Below are 20,925 nucleotides of genomic sequence, written 5' to 3'. Positions count from 1 at the left end.
GCCTCTCGTCAGGGAGCGCGGGGCCGTGCGCGTTTCCCGGACAAACATGAGGTGAACCATGGTTGCGCAGAACTTCGAGCCGGCGCTTGCCTGCGTCAATGTCCACGAGGGCGGCAAGGATGACGACAAGAGAGACCCCGGCGGACGCACCGCCTATGGAGTGACGCAGGCGCGCTATAACCAGTATCTGCGCGATCAGGGGCGGCCTCGCGCCGACGTGTGGGACATCACCGTTCGGGAGCGCGTCGCCATCTGGCGCACCTATTATTGGGACGTGATGCGCGCGGATGAGCTGCCTGCGGGGCTCGACTATGCCGTCTTCGACGGCGGCGTGAATTCCGGCCCCGCTCAGGCAGCGAAGTGGCTTCAGCGGGCCGTGAATGACGTGCGCGCCAAGAGCGGGGAAGGCCCCATCCTCGTGGACGGTCAGATGGGTACCAACACCCTCGCGGCGGTCAACCGCATCGACGATATCGATGCGGTGATCGCGGCGATGCAGGATCGCAGGCTGGCGATGCTGCACAACCTCAAGACCTGGGCGGTCTACGGCAAGGGATGGTCCCGCCGTGTGAACGACGTGCGCAAGCTGGCGCAGTCCGTCGCGCGCGGCTCGGTTGTGCTGGCACCCCCGCCGGGGTGGACCACTGCGCCGGGCAAGGCCCTGCCCAGCGACGCCAAGCCGCTGCCCAGCGCCACCTCGGGCGCCGTAACGTCGGCAGTCGGGACGGCTTCCTCTGCCGTTTCCAGCGCCGCAACTGCCCTGCAGCCGGCGCAGGGCGCATCGAAGACGCTCGATACCGTGCTCGTGGTGCTGCTCGTCCTGGGCGGGCTCCTTGCCGCCGCGGGTGCCGCATGGGCCTGGTGGGCGAGCCGCAAGGCCAAGCGCATGGCGGCAGACCTCGACATCGCGCCGCCGCCGGCGCTCGCCAATGACAACGCGCTGGTGCCGGCGGAAATGACCGCGTGATGGCGTGGCTCCAGTGGCTCCTCTCCATCATCCCCTGGTGGCTCTATGTGGCCGCCAACGGCGCCATCGTCGTGGCCGTGTGGGTGCGCTTCGGCTCCCGCTCGGCCGCGATCTATGCAGCCCTCGCGCTGGTGTGGGTGGCCTATGACAAGGGCGGCGATGATCGCGCCGCCTACCTCCAGCAGAAGACGGAACGCGATGCACAACATACGATTGACCGGGCGAACCGTGCGCGCGAGCGCAGCGATGCTGCTCCTGCTGGGCCTGACGGCCTGCCAGACGACGGGTTCCGCCGGGACTAGGACCGCGTGCGGGTCCTTCCGGGCCATCTCGTGGTCGAAGGCGGACACCCCGCCGACGCAGCAGCAGGTGCGGGCGCACAACGCTGTCGGCAAGGAGATCTGTGGGTGGGGCCGATGACGGGCGCCTTCAACATCCTGCGCCACAACGCTGACCGCTCGATCGAGTGGTTCAGCTCCATCGTCATGCTCAACTGGGCCTTCATCCTCAGCCTGCCGGGCGAGACCATGGCAGTGGAAGGCACCTTCTCCGAGTTCAACCATTATGGCCTCGGCGAGGAGCGGCTCGCCGTGGTCCTCGCTTTGGTGGGCGCAGTGCGGATCGTGGTGCTCTGGATCAACGGCCGGTGGCCGCGCGGCCCGCTCTTGCGAATCGGCGGCTGCGTGGTCGGCGCCATGATCTGGGGGCAGATCGCGTGGCTCATGGCGTTGGGCACCATCGTCGACCGGGGGATCGTTGCGACGGGCACCGGCGTCTACGCCATGCTCGCCGTGGCCGAAATCCTGTCCATCTACAAGGCCGCATTCGACGCGCGTTACGAACGGGGGCAGTAGGACATGCTGGGGATCACGGTTGCCGACAGCGTCTTGGTCGGCACGCTCATCCTCGCGGTTCTCGCCGCCTGGCAGGGCAAGAAGGATGGGGCGACTGCGGCGAAGGCCGGGCCGCAGGTGGATGGGATGAAAGACCTCGCGGCGGCCGTGCGCGAGCTGACGGAGTCCATCCGCGAGGGGAACGATGCCAAGGAGGTGCATGCCCTCCGCGAGCGGCTGGAGCGGCTGGAGCGCCCGCGATGATCCGGATTGCCATCGACCAAGACGGGGACGGTGCGTTCGTCGTCATCACCCGGCCGGGGCAGGCGGCGGAGCGGTGGAACTCACGCACCGCGATGCCGTCCGGCTCATGAGCGAGGCGGCGCAGGTGGTTCTGGTGGAGGAGGGGAGGCGGCAGAGCACTATGAAAATGGAGCATAGTGCTCTGGCAGACGCCGCCTCGCCGCAAAGGAAAGAGTCAACATAGCGCGCCTAAAATGCGCGGTAATGACTGCGCGTCCGCGTATGTCGCGGAGTTCGTCCAAAGCGCCAAATCCAAACGACGGGATGAGCTTACATCGGGATTATAAATTCCGGTGAAGTTAGCGCCTTGATCCCCTTAATCGGAGTACCCACGATCGTAGATGGCCTGCGAATGCGTTCCCTGCGATCAAGTCTGCGCGTTCAATGCTGAACGCAAGATCAGATGCCCAGACATTTCGCGCAAGATCGCACAAATATTGCAGTTCATGATTATCTATTACTCTGCTTATCTGATCTGCACTGAGTGCTTTGCGGCCACAATCGACGATTTCACGTCGTTCTTCTTCAGTAAGAAGATCTGCATTATTTGACAGCTGATGAACAACGGCAACGGTTGGGTGTAATTGAGACGTAAAATATGGAGTTGTAAGGTTGTTCATTCCTCGAAATGAGAGGCTGTTTTTGTAATCACTGTGTTCGATGGGAATATCTATATAAATAGAATCCCGAATTGAGTGTCGAAATTCGTCGATAGTCACGAACTTACCACCTAGAAATCCGAATGGCAAAAGCTTCGATTCCGCACCAAGTTTTATGAGGGAATGGCAAATCGCGACACGAGACAAGGTAGTGAACCTCTCTGGGGCGATCAAAGAGTCTTGCTCTTGGGCCCATCGTGCTATTGCCTCCCGGGAGACAGTGGGGCTTGCAAGGGCGCGGGAGGCATCCGACGTGTCGCCTAAAACCACACCAACAATCGAATGGCTACCCGAAAATACCCCTGATTCTGGCGGTTCATTGTTGAAACGATATTTTTCAAGCAATACCCGTTGGGATGAAAAACCACCGACTGAGACCAAAAACCCACTTTTATCGCCTAGACCCGGTAGTGCTAACACCGCGCGCCCGACTACCGTCCCATCTTCCTCGGTGATTAGACGGACACGATCCTGATGAGCTTCAATGTATTGCAGAATACCGTTTGGATTTTGAAGTGCGCAGACTTCCTCTAGAAAATCTTTTGGACTGCTCGCCAACCACTGACCGCAATGTTTGTGAGATTGTTGATGGACGCGATCGATGATCTCGATGTCCACGTCTACTGCAGCTACCAGATGCAGGATCAATGATACGAAAGACACATAATGTGGTGCCCTGAAAGCACCTGCCTTTTGAGGCTCGATCTGAGCCAGCGTTGCGTCGCTTAGCTTTACGCTGACACGCGTGGTGTAGTCGAGGGGGAGTTCACCCGTAACTGTTTTTCGCAACAGTGGCCGGCGAGTGAGTTCGTCAAAACTTAAAACGACGGCCGAGCTTTCGCTTGCATCGAAACGGTGGGTAACGACCCTTACCGCGTCGCCGAGGAGGAAAATTGAAAAAAAGCCGATACCGAACTTTCCGACCAGCTTGGGCGCATTGCTACGTAAACCTGGAAATTCCTCATCTAATAGAGTGGATGACCAAAACGACTTTCCAAAGTCAATCAGAGGTCCAGTTACTACACGCTCTGACATGCCTGTTCCAGTGTCATCGACATGTAGCCATACATCAGGGGACTCAGAATCCGGACGTTCGATGATTAAGCGGATTTTACCCCAGTCGCTCTCTCGCGACTGGTGAGCGCGCCGCGCACGCACTGCGTCGACTGCATTCTGAAGAAGCTCGCGCACCGGCGCGATCGCCCCCAAGCCGTAAAGGTTGCGGCCTCCGAGCGTTCTCGCCAAATGAACGGGATCCGAGACTTTTACTTCTGCTCCAATCGGTGTCCACCCGTCAACGCGGACCGATTTGCTCAAAAGTCTCGGGGAGTCGATGCCATGCACACCGATTGTAGCAAATTGAGAGGCTCCTGTCTCCTCAAGGATCGCATTGCACAACTTAATTTCTCTGTCAATCATTTGCATGGTATCGTAGGCAAGCCACCAGCTGCCAGCTTCATCGGCGCAGAATGACTGTCCGGCGTAGTAAAATAGCTTGTCTTTCTGTCGCGTGACTGCATTCAGCTTGTTTTGGAATGTCCAGTGTTCTGCCGAAGTATCTTCGACGTGCGAGATGGCGAACAGCATTGTTGGTGCTCGCAATGCATCAATATGTGCTGCGTCAGCGCACCGTAACAGACAGGCTACCTTCAGTTCATTTATTGTCCATTCGGTCGGGAAGCCAGGAACCGTTCCAGCGACCGGAACTAATTTTCCGGACAGGTCGGCGTTGTGCCAATGGTGGCTGTGAGCAATTCTCCCTATCGTTTCACCCAGCGCGTCTTTTAGGCCGATATCCTGCAGGAGTGGGATCGCCTCGTCACGATTCGGCCGCTTAAAAGTGAAGTCTATAAGCTTCGCAGCCTGTTCGGCATGCAATTTACGCAACACTAAGAATAAGATAGCTTGTTTCTCACTGCTGCTGAGCGGGGCATCTGACAGCGGCCTGCGACGAGATTTCGCTGCGGCCTCGGCGTCTCGCCAGATCGCCGTTTCTCGCAACTCTGCCAGACCTCCGGGGTAACTTGCGACGGCCATGCCTGTGTCGTGGAGTAGCACTGACGCACCAAATACAAAGGCTTCGATAGGAGTGAGTTCAAACTCCTCTCCCGCAATAATGCTCGCGGTATCCCACAGTGTATCAAGGTGCGTTTCGTCATGGACTGTAAGACCGAGCACATCGCGATGGATGTTCCTCACGAAAGGAATGACGTTGTCGCGCATCGTCAAGAGTGAGCTACGGAGTCGGTCACGATATTTTGCATGGGGGTCATTTTCACGGGCATGCAAGCTCTGCCGCCAAAGAAGAGTTTCTTCCAAACGTTCGATCGTCATTTATGCCCCGCAATTTGCCGCTGAACTATTCAACACTGCCCTAAGCCGACAACATATTGTATGCCTTATCGGTTGGCTAGGGCTATGCGTGTCTATGTATAATCGGCTGGCCTCCACGAATGGTAGCGCTAACAATATTAAACATTGGCGCGCATACAGTTATACCAAAAATATGTAAATCGTTGTATTGAATTATTGTCGTCGTATCGACGGATCAACAAGATGATGTAAACTATCTGGATTGGCACTAGGCAATTTTACAGAGGAAGAATCGTTTTATCTTCTGCTATGGGTTGTCACTGCTCATTAGGTGCGGTCTCCTACCGGCTCATCCTTCCTCTCGCCGCGCGCCACGATCTCCAGCGTGCCCTCCGGCAAGGGCCGCTGAAGCACCTTCGCCTCATCCCATGGCACCAGCACCTATGCCTCGAACTCGGCCGGCTCCGTAAGCGCCATGTTCCGCTTCGTCATATTCCCTCGGCAGCAACGGGCAGGCTATCGGCGGCATTGTCGCCCGGCCGGCCAAGCTTTTCCACCAAGTCGCAGTCGCGCTAAGCGCCGGCCCGCGGGGCTTCAGCAGGGCGCTGGGAGATAGGCCGGGCGGCTACTCCGCCGAGGGGCGCCGCTTCCAGCCAGTCGGTGGTGGCGCGGCGGCGTGGAACTGGCCAAGGGTCTCCAGCCAAACGGCCACGCTGGCAGGAATATCCGCATCTCCGGAAGCCCATCGCCGGATAAGGCGATCGTCGCATTCCAGGGCGTCGGCCAGCCCACGCTGTGACCAGCGCAGGAGGGTGAGGCACTCGCGGAAGCGGTCGGGGGTCATTTCCCCAGCACCTTCTTAATGACCATGCCGGGAAATCCCTCATGCCACCCGGGCTGACCCCTCGAGTATGTCCGCATAGTGCGGACTCACCTGCGCGGCGTCAATCGCCATCGTAGCCCCGACCTCTCCGGAGGGCGGGGCATCTCGTTTACCTCCCCCCTTTCGCCCACCGGCAGTGCGCAACCGGGGGCGTCCGGCTCATGAGCGAGGCGGCGCGCCCAGTTCGGCGGCGGTCAACAGGTCGCCGGCGCCGCCAAGCCCCGCGTGGTGGTGGACGATGTGCGATTCCCGAATGAGGTCGAGGCCATCCGTGCGCTCGGCGGCGTGGTGATCGAGATCACGACGGCGGCGGCTGCCAATCCGGCGACGCTGCAGCACGTCTCCGAGTGGGGCCTGCTGGACTGGGATTTTTCGATCATCAACCCGATGAACCCGTCCTTCTTCGACGCGCTCGACCTGCTTGTGGCGGATTCGGTGCGGCCGGTGGAGGCGAACTTCATTGGTGAGATGGGGGAGTGAGGGTTTTATGGTGGGGTGCGCCAGGAGCGGAACTTGCCCGCCTGTCCAGAACCGGACATCCCGGTACCGTTGTAGAGCGATCAGCTGGGCTGTGGCAGGTAGGTTGACCGCGCGCTACCGCGTTTTGGTCCTTCAGTATCGACCGGCTATGACGAGGTGCCGGAAGTCGCCTGGCGGAAGCGAACGCTATGTCTTGAGCAGATTGGCCTTGTCGATGGACGTCAGCGCTTCGCGGAACCAGGTGCGGTACTCGGCGGATGCCCCGCCGATCTCCTCATTAAGGTCAATCTCGGTCACCGCGAAATCCTGGGGGATCGAAAAACGCAGCTCCCGGCGGAGCAAACAGGCCACGACATAATCGTAGCTCACATTGTGATCTTCGTGGTGTTCGATGGCGTAGATGCCGAAGTGGCCGGCGATCAAAGGGTCGATGATCGTGTAGATGAACTCCAGCGATAATGCGCTGAGGTCACGAACATCCGGCGGGCAGAAATGCTGGATCGCATTGCGCGCTTGGCGCAGGCGCTCGTAGCAATCAGGATTGGGAATTCTCAGGCCGGTGGTCGCCCACAGGACCTGTGGCAGCTTCTCGAAGTCGTGCGTCCGCCCGCGCGCCAACAACCGCTGAAGGTCAAGCTCGTCAGCGCTCTTGTCTTCAAGAGTGACAAGGTCCTTGAAGATCAACAGCGGGTGCTCAGTGGCGATTATCGCTTTGAGGAACAGTTCTCCAGCGTGAGCAGTATTGAGCACAGACATCAATGGCCAGTGCTCGTTTCCGGGATCTAAGAAAACAGCGTGATGGTTTGCCTGCGTGAGGGCCGCTTGCGCTAGTCCGAGGATGCGGCCTGGGATGCCGCGAAGCTCTTCGTTCATGGGCTGGGCTAAGCGTTTAGGCAGACGACGATGAGCCGCGATGCCTGATCCCATAGGGCTGTCAGGTGACTCGGAGAAGGCGCGAAGTCGGGCGAATGGACATAGCGGTTCATCGTGTCGATTGAGAACAGGCCGTCGGCGTTGTCGAGCTTGCGGATCAGGCTTGCATACTTCCCGTCGATCTTGCTCTTGGCCTCAAGATCGCCGCCGACCTTCTTGACCTTGTTTTTCAGCAGATCGTTCGGATGAACGGCGGTGAGGTTATTGCGCGTGATATAATTATCGATAGCGAGCTCGAACAGGACTCGGAACAGCACCGAGATCGCGTTGGGGTGGTCGTCCAGCCGCAACTTGAACTGCAACTCGTCCCAAATCTGGCGATGACGCTGGACGTGGGCCTGCCAAACCACCGCATGGTTGACTTGAGGAATTAGGGTTGTGCGCTTGCTCGGCTTCGGAGCCAGCGGCGGTTGCGGGGCGACCGGAGGCGCGGTGTGGTCGCCCGGACCTCGTCCGGAATTGGGAGCCAGGCCGGGATTGGGCTTCGGTGGGGGGCTAAGGTCGGCGCCCGATCCAGCGACCGGAGGGGTTAGCGGCGGTAAGGGCAATACGCCCTCGGTCTCCAGGCCGTCGAGATAGGCGACCTTGCCCTCGTTATCCCAGAGATCGCCGAGGACCACCTTGCGGCTTGCGAGATCCTCCGCCACACGCCGGAAGATCGGAAGAACCAAGCTTTCATTATGGGTGAGTTGGAACTTGCCGCGCGTCACGCTGATTCCGACGCGATTGCGCAGGCCTTCGGAGGACAAGAGCCGATTGGCCGTCGACCACGGTATTTTCCTCGCCGGCAGCGCGCCTGCGGCTTGAAGCCGCTTTTCTATCTCGTCCGCGACGTTGACCCCGCCGCCCTTGCCCGTCCGCTCCACGAAGGTCGCCGTCATCCGGTCTGTCCAGGGATTGCGCCCGACGCCGCCGCGCGTGCCCGTATGCCGGCGCAGTAAAATATCGTCAATGCGCTCGCGGTCGGGCTCGATCTGACATTCGAGCCTCGTGGGGAAGGTGCCGGCCCAACTCTCCTTCAGGCCTTTGAAAAAGGCTTGCAGTTCTACGCTCGGCGCTCGCTCCGGCTGGGCGATCAGCTTGAGGCAGGTGACGCGCCGGTTGCCGTCGAAGACGAGGTAGGCGTCTCCGTTCGGCCAAACCAACGGCGGCTCGTAAACATCGCCGGTCTCTGCGAGGTCCTTCGCCAATGCGCGCATGGCCTTTTCGTGGTTAGTGAACAACCAACCGATGGCCGCTGTTTCATTCTCGAGCTCGCCGTGGCGGTCGTTGGCGCTATTCACGGTGAGCGCGTCGAGCGCCAATTTCTTGTACGCCATTCTATTCCCCCCTGCTCTCGACCTTAGCAGTCAGGGCCGGGCCGGCATATATGGGATGCTCGGCATTGTTGTGTTTCGGCCGTGGGCACCTCCAGCGGGCCCGGGGCCGTGACTGTCGCAAAAATCAGAGAACTGCAAGCGTGTGTCGTCGGGCAGATTTGGCGTCTAAAAAGGCCCAGTAACGGTCTGGAGCCAAGCGATTGTCGCCGAAACCACGTCTGACGCCGCCTTCGCCACGCCAGGGAGGAACTGGGAGGTGACATAGGTCGCCAGGCCGGCAACACTTATGCCGGCGGCGTTGCCAAGTGATTTTGCAAAGGCGTCGACCGCGGTATCCGCCTTCTTTTGCAGCCACCCGATTGCGGTTTGCAGCCGTGAGGTTGCCTGCGCGACGGCGAGGGCATCAGGGGTGGCTTTGACCATTTCTGCGCCTATCTCGGCGACTGCTTCCTGGACTTCTCCGACGATAGGGCTGGTCTCTTCATCCTCAGGCGGGCGATTATGCCCAATGCCGCCATGGGCTGGCTTCAGCGCCTTCAGCTCCGCTTCAAGCACATCGAGGCGAGACAGGATTTCACGGCGCTGCGCTCGCTCCTCTTCTCCACCAAAAATCGGCGTCGCGCCGCTCTCCAACATTTTCAGGACTTGCTGGAGCGGCCTTTCTTCGGGCTTATCGTCCGGATATTCGTCTACCAATTCTTCACGCGCATATTGTTGATTGGGGTGGTTTGGATGATTCCGGCTAGGTGCCCAATTTGTTATTCCATCGCTCTCAACTTTGTCGACCGCTTGGCGAATCCGGTCCTCCAGCACAATGTCGCCGAATTCAGCAAAAAGTTCTTCAGCCGCGTCATACGGTCCGCCCCAGATATACTGATAGCCGCCCTCGCGGGTTTCGTAAGGGGTCTCGTTCGCGGGGTCTTCAAAATTTCGACCAAACCAGTGGATCATGTACTCAAGTTGACGCGCGCGAGCTAGGCGCTTGAGCTGTGAACGCGTGACTCCCGTCTCAAAGTCCGCGTCAGAATAGTATCGGGTGCGACGCCGCCCTGCCATCCAATGCACCTCGTTTCATAATGAACCGACTTACCGGAAGCCTGCCCATTACATCATTTTATAGCGAAGCAACAGGCAACCCACGTCTCTTCCCTTCTACCGAAAGTGCGAAACGGATGGAGCGAGCGCTGGCCCGCACTTTTATCTGTGATAATATCCTTTGTCACATATAGGAGGGCGTGCCGATGCGAACGATGAAGCTGCCGCTGTCAGGGGATGTCGTTCAGGCGATCTGGACGGCCTTCCTGAGCCCCTTCAACAATCAGATAGGGGTGATCAACATCAACCTTGGCAAGTCGAGCGCGCCGGAGGTCGAGGAGCAGGTCCTGAATGAGGTTGGCAGCTATGGAAGGCAGCTGGGCCGGATCGGCGATGCGCTAACGGTGCTTATGAAACACTTCCATCCAGCCGAGCCCTTGGCCGAGCACGAGCAGGAGGCGCTGATCGGGCTCAAGCTCATGCTCGATGAAATCGCGGACATCAAAGAGCAATACAAGCGCGAGGCTATCCGCGCATGAACTTGGTCACTCCTTCTCGCCGCCGTTCTAGAGGCACCGGCGCTGCCTGCGGGTGTGATCGCCGTTGGTGCAGCGGGGTAAATACACTTTATCAAGTTTTTTCGGCGAATCCAATATCCGACCCAACTTTCATATCTCTACATCGCAGACTTGCGGCGTTCCACCGTCTACTTTAGATAATTTTCGGTTATTTTCCCACCTTTTGTATTCGGATTATTGTCTTTTACAAATTCAAGCGCGTCATACTTAAAAGACTCCGAATGTTTAATTTCAGATGCATCATGCCAGTGGCACAAAATATCATCTCCTATGATCGAATCATTTTCATTGCCGGGCCTGTAGATGTCGATGCCAAGCCAATGGGAGGTATGGGTCATCTCTGCGCGTTAGACGGGATGGGCCAACGGCTGATCCTTCCTATCACCCCGCGCAACGATCTCCAGCGCGGCGTCCGGCAAAGGCCGCTGCAGCGCCTTCGCCTCATCCCATGGCGCCAGCAACCATGCCTCGAACTCGGCCGGCTCCGTGAGCACTACCGGCATCGCCCTCGGGTGGATGCTCGCCACCGGCTCGCTGGGCTCGCAGGTAAGGAAGCCGTAGACGTCGGTGGTGATCTCGCCCTCGGCCTTTTTTCGAACGCTGGTCCACGTCGTCCACAGGCCGGCGAAGAAGGCGAGGGGCCGCTCCTCGGACAATGCGAACCACACCGGCACCTTCTTGCCGTCTACGGTGTCGTACTCGCTGAAGCTGGTGAAGGGCACCAGGCAGCGGTGCGCCGGGCCCAGCCAGCGACGCCAGTGCGGCGAGGCGACGTTGCGGATGTTCGTGACGCCCGAATCTGTGGTGCGGCCTTTCAGCACGAACTGCGGCGACGGCATGCCCCAGCGCGCCATGGCGAGTTCACGCGCACCATCTTCACCCGTCCGCACGATGGGGGCGGAATAGTCCGGGAAAATGCCCGGCTGCGGCGGCAGATTGCCGGCCAAGTTCCGCGTCGCACGCACCAGGTCGATGATCGCCTGAGCGTTTGAGGTGTGGCTGTAGAGGTTGCACATGGGGCAACGGTAGCCTCGGTCTCCCCCACGTTCCACCCCCAAGATGTAGCGGCTTGTTCTATTTTTGTTCCCATGGAATCCATATGCCGGAAACCAGACCGGAGACGGCCATGCCGAGCGAGCCCGCGCCCGCCGAACGATCCCCTTTTGACGTGAGCGATGCCGAGATCGACCAGGCTCTGACTATATGCGATGGCGACCCGCGCGAGACCATCCGCGCCCTGCTGGTCGGCCAAGCTTTCCTTGAACACGAGATGTCGACGCTAAAGGCGGACGCATCCGCCGGCTTCAGGCGGCGGCGGCAGCCGGTCGAGGACTGAGATGGTCCAGCGGTCAAAGCGAGGATGGTCAGAGGCCGATGCGGCTCAGTTCATCGCGACGGTGACGGCCGCCCGCAACAGCGTTTTCCAACTGCTCGCTCGGGCGCCGATCGGTTCGCCCGAGTACCGCGCGCTTTCGGCGTACCTCGATGCGATCCATCAGGCTGCGATTTTCCTGGGGTGCGACTGGACCGCCCTTCAGCCCAGCCGACCACAGTCGAAATGAAGGGCTGCGGCGAGATGCCCTAAGGGAGCTTTTGGCTGGACAATCAACCTTGAGGTGCACGACCATTGGGTAGTGATTTGCGGCGGGGTGTAATGTGCGGTCCCTCCTTATCGTTATGATGATCGTGGTGGCGGCCTCTCCATCCTTGGCGAGGAACACGCCGTGCTCGGGCAACAAGGGTGGCGTCTCCCATTGCAGCGGCGACAAGTTCGTGTGCAAGGACGGCTCCACCAGCGCATCGAAGCAAAAATGCTCGGCCAGCTCCTCGGAGTAAGCGCGGTCCTCTGCGCTATATGGTCTCCGCTCGCTGCAGAGCCGATCGCCGGGCGCGCCTCGGTGATTGATGGAGACACCATCGAAATCCACGGAACGCGCATCCGACTAGAGGGGATCGATGCTCCCGAAAGCCGGCAGATCTGCACCGAGCGGGAAACGGGCGAGCCGGTCCGCTGCGGGCAGAAGGCGGCATTCTTCCTCGCGGGCATGCTGGGCGAGCACACCGTCGCCTGTATCGAGAATGGTCGCGACCGATACCGGCGGATCCTCGCCCACTGCCAGGTGGACGGTGAAGACGTGGGCGCCGCGATGGTACGGGCCGGCTGGGCGCTCGCCTTCGTCCGGTACAGCAGGGAATATGAGGCTCAGGAAGCCGACGCGAGGGCCGCGGGCGCCGGCCTGTGGGCAACCGAGTTCGTGGTCCCCTGGGACTGGCGCGCGGCACGACGGGCGAAATGATGCATGAGCCGTGGACTTCACCGGATGCGCCATGGTGGAAGCGGGCTCTCGCCAACGTCGGCCTCGTGGGAGGCGGGCTCTTGCTGACTGGCCTTGCGTTTGCCGATCCGGTGATCCGTCTATGGCGCGCGATGGCGAGCTTCATTGCCCTTGCGGAATGAACCAGCCCCAGTGCGGAAACCTCGCCAAAGCTCCAAGGGCTCCGCCGGCCCCTGCCGCGAGCGCGTCCTCTTGACGACTGCTTAGCCGGTTCGCCAACCGCCATGCTCAATTATGCACCCAGCGGCCGGTCTCTTTGGGGGGATGTCGGCGGCGGGGCCTTGGCGCCAATTCGCAGGAGTGGCGCGCCACACGCGGAACGAACGATGAACGAGCTCGGGGATTTCTCGGGACTTTCGCTCCCAGAGGGCTCTATTCGATGCCCTTCTGTTCTCTTGCCTCGGTTGGCGCCCTTGCGTTCACCTTTCCAAGAATGTAGGAACGACGCCACTTAGATAACAGTCGGAGCATAGCGCAGCCTGGTAGCGCATCTGCTTTGGGAGCAGAGGGTCGCAGGTTCAAATCCTGCTGCTCCGACCATCTTTCCGATCGTTGGGTGGTCCTTTGCCGTTTCCTGCCGGTCCCGTCGCGAACGGTCCAGCTTGCATTCCGCGCCCATCTGCGGCTCTAACCCCTCCAGCCCCGCCCGGCGCGGGCGGATGCGAGGGAGTGGCGTGCATGACGATCATGAAGGCGACAAGGGCATTTGGTTTTGGCGGTGTTATCGCGGCGGGCCTGGTGGGTACGCTGCTTTCCGGCACGGCGGCCCTCGCGGACAAGGCGGCGGCCGACCGCTGCGCCACCAAGTTGCCGCCGGACGCCAAGGCCATCTATGTGTCGAGCGCGCCGCTGCTGGTTCCCGGTGCCGATGGGCGTGCCGTAGTGACGGAGCAGACGCGGGGCCTGGTGCTCTCGGGCAAGATTGCCCACGCCACGGCCGCCGAATCGGCCCAGGCGGCGGCGACCTGCCTCGTGATGCGCTGAGGTCCTGCTGGCCGGGGCGGAGCAGTTCGCCGATGCTGCTCGGTTGTCAGTGCCGCGCGGCTTAACTATAGACGGGATGGGTCGCGGGCGAGGGGCGCGCGACCCCGTATGACGGGTTCAGCATCATGGTCGCACGCATCTACAAGCCGTCGCGCAATGCCATGCAGTCGGGCGTGGGGAAGACCCGCTTCTGGGTGTTCGAATATGAGCCGGAGCACGCGCGCATGGTGGAGCCGCTCATGGGCTACACCTCTTCGGCCGACATGCGCAGCCAGATCCGCCTGAAGTTCGAGACCAAGGAAGAGGCGGTGGCCTACGCGCAGAAGCGGGGCATCCCCTTCCAGGTGTTCGAGCCCCACGAGGCCGGCCGTCGGCGCATGGCCTATTCGGACAATTTCGCTTTCACCCGCGTGGGCCAGTGGACCCACTGACGGACGGGACAAGGGCCTGTCGGGTCAAAGTGGACAGCCTTCGGATCGCCGGCCCGTCACGCAGGGGCGGTTTCCGCCCGCGCCGGGTTCAGCGGCGCTCGGGCGTGGTGGGCTGGCACGTTTTCGTGGTGAGAACCGGTATCCCTTTCGCTTGAAAACGCTCTAAAAGCGAAACGCCGGCCCCGTAGCTCAGCTGGATAGAGCGAGTGCCTTCTAAGCACTAGGTCGCAGGTTCGAGCCCTGCCGGGGTCGCCATTCCGTTGCCGTGGGGCGCCATCATGCGCGTGTTCGGCTTTTTGTGCATTGCAACAAAACTGGCTCTTTGTTCTAATCCCCTCGTGCCGCATTGCAGCAAGAGGGGAAGGACATGCAGAACGTCGTCACGATCGTGTTGATCGGTTCGGTTCTCATGGTTGCCATCGCCGCGCTGGACCAGCCGGGCAGCTGACGCTCGACCGGCCAATAGCGCCGTCTCACATGCGGTCGGCCAGCGCGCCGTCCGCCGCGTGAAGCACTCGCTCGGGCACGGCGGCCGCCGCTTCCCGCAGGCGGGGGAGGATGTCTTCCACCCGGTCGGCGGCCAGGATCTCCACCGGCGTCGTCTCGCGGATGAAGGCGGTGGACCGCATATGCTCGATGAGGTTCAGGAACGGGTCCCAGAAGCCTGAGATGTTGGCGATGAGGATGGGCTTGCGGTGACGGCCCAGCTGGGCCCAGGTCAACTGCTCCACCAACTCCTCAAGGGTGCCGACCCCGCCGGGCAGGGCCACGAAGGCGTCCGCCCGCTCGAACATCAGCCGCTTGCGGGCATGCATGTCCTCCACCACGATCATCTCCGCCTCATGGGCGAAGGCGCGCTCGCGATTCATCAGGAAGCGCGGGATGATGCCGGTGACGGCCCCGCCCGCCAGCGCCGTGGCGCTCGCGACCTCCCCCATCAGCCCGATGCCGCCGCCGCCATAGACGAGGCGCACCCCTTCGGCCGCGAGGATCTGCCCGAACCGGCGCGCTTCCTCGGCGAACAGCGGATCCGTGCCGGATGCGGAGCCGCAATAGACGCACACACTTTCGATTCTAGCCATGGGAGCACTTTAGCAAACTCGACGCCGTGTGGGACGTGACGAACCGTCAGGGGCAGGAGGCGTTCGCCCCGATCGGCTCGGGCTCTAGCGTGTGGCTGCGACGCCGGCGTGACGACGCGCCGACGTGAAAAACCGGCCAGCGGCGAAGTGCTTGAAGTTGCCGCATTCATCGGTTATCGCCGATAAACGATGAACATGACGCCGTTTCCCCACCCTGGCGAACCCGACGCCACCGATCCGGCACCCCAGGGCTCCGAGCGCCCGGTCGCGGACCGTGCAGCCCTTGCCGAGCGCCTGCGGGCGCTGGCCCATCCCGTGCGACTGCAGGTATTGGAGACGCTCGCCGGCCAGGACCGCTGCGTGTGCGGCGAGATCGTCCGGGGCCTGCCCCTTGCGCAGTCCACTGTCTCACAACATCTGAAGGTCCTCACGGACTCAGGCTTGCTCCGGAGCCGGACCGAGGGCCAGCGCACCGCCTACTGCCTCGACCGGGATGCCATTTCCGCGCTCAAGGGTGAGATCGATGCTCTGTTCTCGGCGCTGTTGCCGCCCGGGGACTGCTGCGCGCCGCCTGCGGGCCGCACCGAAGACCGATAGGCCATCATGTCCAAGACGCCTCCTCCCGCCGCCGGCTCGCGCCGGCCGGTCGTTTCCGCCGACGCTCTGCTCGACACCATCCGCGGCCTCTGGCCCTATCTGTGGCCCGTGGGCCGCGCGGACCTTCGGGCGCGCGTGGTCATCACCTTCGTGCTGCTGTTCGCGTCCAAGGGCGCGACCCTGGCAGTGCCGTTCCTGTTCAAATGGGCGACGGATGCGCTCACCGCCGAGGTATCCTCGGGCGGCACCAGCACCCCCACGCCGGCCTTCTGGGCCCTGGTGGTGGGCACGCCGGTGGCGCTCACGCTCGCCTATGGCCTCGGGCGCATCCTGATGGCCGGCGTCACCCAGCTGCGCGACGGCATCTTCGCCAAGGTGGCGCTGAATGCGGTGCGGCGTCTCGCGCTCGAGACGTTCGAGCACATGCATGCCTTGTCCCTGCGCTTCCATCTGGAGCGCAAGACCGGTGGCCTCACCCGCGTGCTGGAGCGGGCGCGCTCGGGCATCGAAACCATCGTGCGCATGCTGGTGCTGCAACTGGCGCCCACCATCGTCGAGCTGGCCATGGTCATCGGCGTGCTGTTCTTCGCCTTCGACTGGCGCTATGCGGCGGTGGTGGCGGTGACGGTGCTGCTCTATGGCCTCTTCACCTATTTCGCCAGCGAATGGCGGCTTTCGATCCGCAAGGAGATGAACGAGAGCGACACCGACGCCAACACCAAGGCGGTCGACAGCCTGCTCAACTACGAAACCGTGAAGTATTTCGGCGCCGAGCGGTGGGAGACCCAGCGCTACGACCGCTCCATGGCGCGCTACGAAAAGGCGACGGTGAACACCTATACCTCGCTGGCCTGGCTGAACGCGGGGCAGGCGGTGATTTTTTCCATCGGCCTCGCGGCGGTGATGGTCATGTGCGTGCTTGATATCCGCGCCGGGCGGCAGACGGTGGGCTCCTTCGTCATGATCAACGCCATGATGGTGCAGTTCTATATTCCGCTGAACTTCCTCGGCTTCATCTATCGCGAGATCAAGCAGGCCATCGTGGACATCGAGGCCATGTTCGCCGTGCTGGCGGTGGCGCCCGAGGTGAAGGACCAGCCGGCGGCGCAGGACCTGGTGGTGTCCGGCGGCACGGTGCGGTTCGAGAATGTGCGCTTTGCCTATGATGCGGGCCGCGAAATCCTGAAGGGCGTCACCTTCGAGGTGCCGGCGGGGCGCACGGTGGCCATCGTCGGGCCGTCGGGGGCGGGGAAGTCCACGATCTCGCGCCTGCTGTTCCGCTTCTACGACATTTCGTCCGGCCGCATCACCATCGACGGGCAGGACATCCGCGCGGTGCGGCAGGAGAGCCTGCGCGCCGCCATCGGCATGGTGCCGCAGGATACGGTGCTGTTCAACGACACCATCGCCTACAACATCCGCTACGGCCGCCCCGCCGCCTCCGAGGAAGAAGTGGAGGAGGCGGCGCGCCTGGCCCAGATCGACGGCTTCATCCGCGCCACCCCCAAGGGCTACCGCACGGAAGTGGGCGAGCGTGGGCTGAAGCTGTCTGGCGGGGAGAAGCAGCGCGTCGCCATCGCCCGCACCATCCTGAAGGCGCCGCCCATCCTAGTGCTGGACGAGGCGACCTCCGCCCTCGACAGCCACACGGAAAAGGACATCCAGGACGCCCTTGAGCGGGTGTCGGAGGGGCGCACCACCCTGGTCATCGCCCACCGGCTTTCCACCGTGGTGGCGGCGGACGAGATTCTCGTTCTGGCGGAAGGGCGCGTCGCCGAGCGCGGCTGCCATGCGGAGCTGCTCGCCCGCGGCGGCCTTTACGCCGCCTTGTGGAACCGCCAGCGCGAGGCGGACGACGCGGCCATGGCCCTTGCCCGGGCGCAGGCGGCCGATCTCGGTGTGGCCGAGGCCGGCGCGGCCCATCCGGACGAAGAGGGCATCAGCGAGGAGCGCGTGAGTGCGGTGAGCTGAGCCGGGCGTGATATCAGAGCGGCTGGTTGAAGGCCCAGACGACGCCGAAGGGATCGCGCACCTGCGCATAGCGCGCACCCCAGAACATGTCGGACGGCGGCATCATCACGCTCGCCCCCGCCGCCACCGCCCGCTCGAATGCGGCGTCCGTGTCGGTGACGTGCAGGCTGAGATTGAAGCCACCCAGCTTCTCGACAGGGCCGGCGCAGTATTCGGGATAAGGGTCGGCCAGCATCACCGAACTGCCGTTGATGTAGAGGTGCACGTGCATGGTGCGGCCGCTGTCATCCGGGGGGATGGCGAAGGCGAGTTCCGCGCCAAGGGCGCTCTTGTAGAACTCGACCGCCTTCATGGCGCCGTCCACCGTCAGGTAGGCTGTTACGCCGCCCTTCACCGGGGGCATGGCGCTGAAATCGGCCGTGGGAGTGGTCGTCTCGGCGGTATCGGACATGATCTTCCTCCTCCTGAAGCCCCGGAAAGGGGGCGCCCGTGCTCCAAGAACGTCTCATGTGCCGGCGTCCCGACAGCCGGCCGCGAACTTTTTCAGATCCCGGCCTCGGCCATCAGCCGGTCGAGATGGGTGCGGATATGGTCGGCCTCGGCGGGCGTGTTCGCGAGGGCGATGGCGCGGTCGAAGGCTTCCCGCGCCTCCGCCCGCCGGCCCAGCTCCAGCAGGAAGGCCCCGCGCGCGCCGAAATAGTGGAAATAGCCCGAGAGCTGCGGTGCCAGCGGCTCGATCATGGCGAGGGCCGCCGCGGCACCCTTCACCTTGCTCACCGCCACGGCGCGGTTGAGGGTGACCACCGGGGACGGCTGGAGATACTCCAGCGTCGCGTAGAGCGCGTCGATCTGGGCCCAGTCCGTCTCCTCCGGCCGGGACGCGCGGGCGTGGAGGGCGGCGATGGCCGCCTGAACCTGATAGGCGCCGGGCCGGCGGTGGCGCACCGCCTTGTCGATCAGAGCGAGGCCTTCGGTGATGCGGGCGCGGTCCCATCGGGTGCGGTCCTGCGCATCCAGCAGGATGATGCGCCCGTCCACATCGAAGCGCGCGGCGGCGCGGGCGTGCTGGAGCAGAAGGAGGGCGTTGAGCCCCATGATCTCCGGCTCGGTGGGGAACAGGCGCAGCAGCAGCCGGGCGAGGCGAATGGCGTCGTCGCACAGGGTGGCGCGGTCCGGGTCGGGACCGGCCGAATAGCCTTCGTTGAACACGAGGTAGACCATGGCCGCCACGGTGCCGAGCCGCTCGGCCCGCTCCACCGGTCCCGGCGCCTCGAACGGCACGTCGGCCCTGGCGATGCGGCCCTTGGCCCGCGTGATGCGCTGCTCCATGGCCGCCTCACTGACGAGGAAGGCGCGGGCGATCTGCTTCACCGACAGGCCGGAGACGATGCGCAGGGCCAGCGCGATCTGCTGGGTCACCGGCAGTTCGGGATGGCAGCAGATGAACAGCAGGCGCAGCACGTCGTCGCGATAGTGGGAATTGTCCAGCCGCTCGGCGAGGCCGGCTTCGGCATCATCTAGGTCGGACAATTGCTCGTCCGGGGGCAGGGGATCGTGACGCGCGCGCTTGCGCACCCCGTCGAGGGCGGCATTGCGGCCCACCAGGATCAGCCACGCGGCCGGATCGCGTGGCGGGCCGTTTACCGGCCAGGTTTTCAGCGCGCGCAGGCAGGCTTCCTGAAAGGCTTCCTCCGCGGTGTCGAGATCGCGGAAATAGCGCAGCAGGGCCGCCACCGCCTGGGGCCGCGCCGCGGTGAGCGCGGCGTTGATCCAGGCCGGATCGACCAGCGACGGCGTGGTCACGGGGCGACTCGCTGGTCCGGGAAGAACATGCCCACCGGCCGGATCTCATAGGCGCCGCCGGGATTGGCGGCGGCAAGGTCGCGGGCAATGGCAAGGGCGTCGTCGAGGTCGGTGGCGTCCACCAGATAGAAGCCGAGCAACTGTTCCTTGGTCTCGGCGAACGGCCCGTCGATGACGAGGGGCGGCTCCTCGCTCTTGCGCAGGGTGGTGGCGGCAGTGGTGGGCAACAGGCGCAGCGAGGCACCCATCTTGCCCGCCTTGATCAGGCGCTCCTGCACCACGGCCAGCTTCGCCATGACGGCGTCGTCCTCCGCCTTGCTCCAGGCGCAGACCACGTCTTCTTCATGGTAGCAAAGGATGGCGTACATCATGGGCAAGGCTCCCTGTCGTCTTGTCCGAGGACGCGGGAGTATGCCCATGACCGACAGGCGGATGCAAAAATCGGGAAGCTTTGCCGTGGAAGGGGTTGGGGCCTCAGCGGGCGCCGGGGAACCATTCCACTTGGGCGTCGCCGGTGCGCCCATAGTAGATGGCGCGCCGTCCGCTGAGGCTGACCTGATAGCCGACGCATCCGGCGGCGACGATCTGCCGGCAGAACTCCTTGTACCGAATCCGCCCGGCCTGGATGGCCCGCACCGCGGCCTCGACGCCGGCGGCCGAGAACGCCGCCGGAGCTGTACCGGCCACAGGCGCGTTGGGAAGGACGAGGCTGGAATCATCGGGCAGGTAGAAGGTTTTCTCCGCCCGCACCAGGTCGGCATCGTAGCGCTCGACGCCCGCCGCCGTGAGCCGGGCCACCACCTCGCCGAAGGTGATGCGCTCCTCGTCCGATGCGGCCACGCATTCGCGCATGACCTCCATCACGGTCGTGTCCATGGGGTCTTCTCCGATTTGCGAGTGATCTGGTCAGGCCTGCGGTCAATCCACCGGCACGGCCCGCAGCCCGAGGCGGCGGACGATGGCCTTCATGACTGCCTCGACCTGTGTCCGCTCAACGGCGGACAGGTGGCCGAAGAATTCCGCATCATTGGCATCCGCCAGCGATGCCAGTTCGGGCACCAGCGCGCGGCCCTGCGGGGTGAGGGCAAGGCTCTGGAAGCGGCGGTCGTCCATGGCGGCCGTCCGCGTCGCGAGACCCTTGGCCGCGAGCCGGTCGGCCAGCTTGGAAATGGCGCCGCGCGTCATGCCGAGGCGGTCCGCTAGGGCGCTCGGGATGGCGGCCTCCTGCTCGAACAGCTCGCGCAGCAGAACCCATTCCGCCACCGTCACGCCGCGCCGCTCCAGCTTGAGGCTGAAGGCGTGCGAGACCTGATTGGAGACGAAGCGCAGCCAGTAGCCGAGATGGGAGTCCAACGCCGGCAGGGCGGGCGGAGGGGCGATGGGGGCGGGATCGGTCAAAAGCACCTCGTTGATTGACT

General features: G+C 62.9%; 24 protein-coding genes and 2 tRNA genes. 15 read left to right on the top strand and 11 right to left on the bottom strand.

Features of this window, described 5'->3' with window-relative positions; all coding sequences use genetic code 11:
• Positions 1 to 58: 58 nt before the first annotated feature.
• The 4 genes from FBQ73_RS06980 (at position 59) to FBQ73_RS06965 (ending at position 2,064) form a co-directional block, all read left to right on the top strand.
• Positions 59 to 967, top strand: a complete 909-nt coding sequence (locus FBQ73_RS06980) for a glycoside hydrolase family 108 protein (protein WP_138398746.1) — start codon at positions 59 to 61, stop codon at positions 965 to 967.
• Positions 964 to 1,269 carry a hypothetical protein gene (locus FBQ73_RS06975; RefSeq protein ID WP_170218770.1) on the top strand — a complete coding sequence of 102 codons (306 nt, stop codon included), beginning with the start codon at positions 964 to 966 and terminating at the stop codon, positions 1,267 to 1,269. Before FBQ73_RS06980 ends, FBQ73_RS06975 begins: the two co-directional genes overlap by 4 nt.
• A gap of 105 nt (positions 1,270 to 1,374) precedes the next feature.
• Positions 1,375 to 1,821 carry a hypothetical protein gene (locus FBQ73_RS06970; RefSeq protein WP_138398744.1) on the top strand — a complete coding sequence of 149 codons (447 nt, stop codon included), beginning with the start codon at positions 1,375 to 1,377 and terminating at the stop codon, positions 1,819 to 1,821.
• 3 nt (positions 1,822 to 1,824) lie between these two features.
• Entirely contained in the window at positions 1,825 to 2,064 is a 240-nt protein-coding gene (locus tag FBQ73_RS06965) for a hypothetical protein (protein ID WP_138398743.1), read from the top strand.
• Between the two features lie 338 nt (positions 2,065 to 2,402).
• Here the strand turns inward: FBQ73_RS06965 and FBQ73_RS06960 are convergent, their stop codons facing one another.
• Positions 2,403 to 5,096: an HD domain-containing protein gene (locus FBQ73_RS06960; protein ID WP_138398742.1), complete on the bottom strand. Its 2,694-nt coding sequence runs from the start codon at positions 5,094 to 5,096 to the stop codon at positions 2,403 to 2,405.
• Positions 5,097 to 6,183: 1,087 nt separating this feature from the next.
• Between FBQ73_RS06960 and FBQ73_RS06945 the strand changes: the two genes are divergently transcribed.
• Positions 6,184 to 6,438, top strand: a complete 255-nt coding sequence (locus FBQ73_RS06945) for a nucleoside/nucleotide kinase family protein (RefSeq protein WP_138398740.1) — start codon at positions 6,184 to 6,186, stop codon at positions 6,436 to 6,438.
• Positions 6,439 to 6,624: 186 nt separating this feature from the next.
• Here FBQ73_RS06945 and FBQ73_RS06940 read toward each other — a convergent pair whose 3' ends face one another.
• The 3 genes from FBQ73_RS06940 to FBQ73_RS06930 all read right to left on the bottom strand — a co-directional run bounded on the left by FBQ73_RS06940 (position 6,625) and on the right by FBQ73_RS06930 (position 9,641).
• Positions 6,625 to 7,311 carry a hypothetical protein gene (locus FBQ73_RS06940; RefSeq protein ID WP_138398739.1) on the bottom strand — a complete coding sequence of 229 codons (687 nt, stop codon included), beginning with the start codon at positions 7,309 to 7,311 and terminating at the stop codon, positions 6,625 to 6,627.
• 8 nt (positions 7,312 to 7,319) lie between these two features.
• Positions 7,320 to 8,690, bottom strand: coding sequence for a hypothetical protein (locus FBQ73_RS06935; RefSeq protein WP_138398738.1), 1,371 nt, complete (start codon positions 8,688 to 8,690; stop codon positions 7,320 to 7,322).
• A 165-nt stretch (positions 8,691 to 8,855) separates the two neighbouring features.
• The gene (locus FBQ73_RS06930) at positions 8,856 to 9,641 is read right to left on the bottom strand and encodes a hypothetical protein (protein ID WP_138398737.1); all 786 of its coding nucleotides are present in this window, start codon (positions 9,639 to 9,641) and stop codon (positions 8,856 to 8,858) included.
• Positions 9,642 to 9,931: 290 nt separating this feature from the next.
• Between FBQ73_RS06930 and FBQ73_RS06925 the strand changes: the two genes are divergently transcribed.
• Complete coding sequence (locus FBQ73_RS06925; protein WP_138398736.1) at positions 9,932 to 10,264, top strand: hypothetical protein; 333 nt, start codon at positions 9,932 to 9,934, stop codon at positions 10,262 to 10,264.
• A 386-nt stretch (positions 10,265 to 10,650) separates the two neighbouring features.
• Here FBQ73_RS06925 and FBQ73_RS06920 read toward each other — a convergent pair whose 3' ends face one another.
• Positions 10,651 to 11,319, bottom strand: a complete 669-nt coding sequence (locus tag FBQ73_RS06920) for an SOS response-associated peptidase (protein ID WP_138398735.1) — start codon at positions 11,317 to 11,319, stop codon at positions 10,651 to 10,653.
• 110 nt (positions 11,320 to 11,429) lie between these two features.
• Between FBQ73_RS06920 and FBQ73_RS06915 the strand changes: the two genes are divergently transcribed.
• The 7 genes from FBQ73_RS06915 (at position 11,430) to FBQ73_RS06880 (ending at position 14,309) form a co-directional block, all read left to right on the top strand.
• Positions 11,430 to 11,639, top strand: coding sequence for a hypothetical protein (locus FBQ73_RS06915; RefSeq protein WP_138398734.1), 210 nt, complete (start codon positions 11,430 to 11,432; stop codon positions 11,637 to 11,639).
• A gap of 1 nt (position 11,640) precedes the next feature.
• Positions 11,641 to 11,865, top strand: a complete 225-nt coding sequence (locus tag FBQ73_RS06910; RefSeq protein WP_138398733.1) for a hypothetical protein — start codon at positions 11,641 to 11,643, stop codon at positions 11,863 to 11,865.
• 249 nt (positions 11,866 to 12,114) lie between these two features.
• Positions 12,115 to 12,600 (top strand): thermonuclease family protein, encoded by a 486-nt coding sequence (locus tag FBQ73_RS06900; protein WP_138398731.1) that lies wholly within the window; start codon positions 12,115 to 12,117, stop codon positions 12,598 to 12,600.
• Between the two features lie 502 nt (positions 12,601 to 13,102).
• Positions 13,103 to 13,179 (top strand) — tRNA-Pro (locus tag FBQ73_RS06895).
• A gap of 138 nt (positions 13,180 to 13,317) precedes the next feature.
• Entirely contained in the window at positions 13,318 to 13,623 is a 306-nt protein-coding gene (locus FBQ73_RS06890) for a hypothetical protein (RefSeq protein WP_138398730.1), read from the top strand.
• A gap of 125 nt (positions 13,624 to 13,748) precedes the next feature.
• Positions 13,749 to 14,054 (top strand): ETC complex I subunit, encoded by a 306-nt coding sequence (locus tag FBQ73_RS06885; protein WP_138398729.1) that lies wholly within the window; start codon positions 13,749 to 13,751, stop codon positions 14,052 to 14,054.
• 178 nt (positions 14,055 to 14,232) lie between these two features.
• Positions 14,233 to 14,309 (top strand) — tRNA-Arg (locus tag FBQ73_RS06880).
• A 218-nt stretch (positions 14,310 to 14,527) separates the two neighbouring features.
• Here FBQ73_RS06880 and FBQ73_RS06875 read toward each other — a convergent pair.
• Positions 14,528 to 15,136: an LOG family protein gene (locus FBQ73_RS06875; protein WP_138398728.1), complete on the bottom strand. Its 609-nt coding sequence runs from the start codon at positions 15,134 to 15,136 to the stop codon at positions 14,528 to 14,530.
• Positions 15,137 to 15,325: 189 nt separating this feature from the next.
• Between FBQ73_RS06875 and FBQ73_RS06870 the strand changes: the two genes are divergently transcribed.
• Both FBQ73_RS06870 and FBQ73_RS06865 read left to right on the top strand, forming a co-directional pair.
• Positions 15,326 to 15,733 (top strand): ArsR/SmtB family transcription factor, encoded by a 408-nt coding sequence (locus FBQ73_RS06870; protein WP_138398727.1) that lies wholly within the window; start codon positions 15,326 to 15,328, stop codon positions 15,731 to 15,733.
• 6 nt (positions 15,734 to 15,739) lie between these two features.
• Positions 15,740 to 17,704, top strand: a complete 1,965-nt coding sequence (locus FBQ73_RS06865) for an ABCB family ABC transporter ATP-binding protein/permease (protein WP_138398726.1) — start codon at positions 15,740 to 15,742, stop codon at positions 17,702 to 17,704.
• A 13-nt stretch (positions 17,705 to 17,717) separates the two neighbouring features.
• Here FBQ73_RS06865 and FBQ73_RS06860 read toward each other — a convergent pair whose 3' ends face one another.
• The 5 genes from FBQ73_RS06860 to FBQ73_RS06840 form a co-directional block, all read right to left on the bottom strand.
• On the bottom strand, positions 17,718 to 18,155 hold the full coding sequence (locus tag FBQ73_RS06860) for a VOC family protein (RefSeq protein ID WP_138398725.1): 438 nt from the start codon (positions 18,153 to 18,155) through the stop codon (positions 17,718 to 17,720).
• A gap of 92 nt (positions 18,156 to 18,247) precedes the next feature.
• A complete protein-coding gene (locus tag FBQ73_RS06855; protein ID WP_246089603.1) occupies positions 18,248 to 19,507 on the bottom strand; it encodes an RNA polymerase sigma factor in 1,260 nt (419 codons plus the stop codon).
• Positions 19,504 to 19,878, bottom strand: a complete 375-nt coding sequence (locus tag FBQ73_RS06850) for a YciI family protein (protein WP_138398724.1) — start codon at positions 19,876 to 19,878, stop codon at positions 19,504 to 19,506. Before FBQ73_RS06850 ends, FBQ73_RS06855 begins: the two co-directional genes overlap by 4 nt.
• A 103-nt stretch (positions 19,879 to 19,981) precedes the next feature.
• On the bottom strand, positions 19,982 to 20,383 hold the full coding sequence (locus FBQ73_RS06845) for a DUF1398 domain-containing protein (protein ID WP_138398723.1): 402 nt from the start codon (positions 20,381 to 20,383) through the stop codon (positions 19,982 to 19,984).
• A gap of 42 nt (positions 20,384 to 20,425) precedes the next feature.
• Entirely contained in the window at positions 20,426 to 20,905 is a 480-nt protein-coding gene (locus FBQ73_RS06840) for a MarR family winged helix-turn-helix transcriptional regulator (protein WP_246089602.1), read from the bottom strand.
• Between the last annotated feature and the right edge of the window lie 20 nt (positions 20,906 to 20,925).

The organism is Xanthobacter autotrophicus (genome assembly GCF_005871085.1).
GTDB lineage: Bacteria > Pseudomonadota > Alphaproteobacteria > Rhizobiales > Xanthobacteraceae > Xanthobacter > Xanthobacter autotrophicus.
Note: the sequence above shows the minus strand (reverse complement) of the source record. Positions and strands in the feature narration are given on the sequence as shown.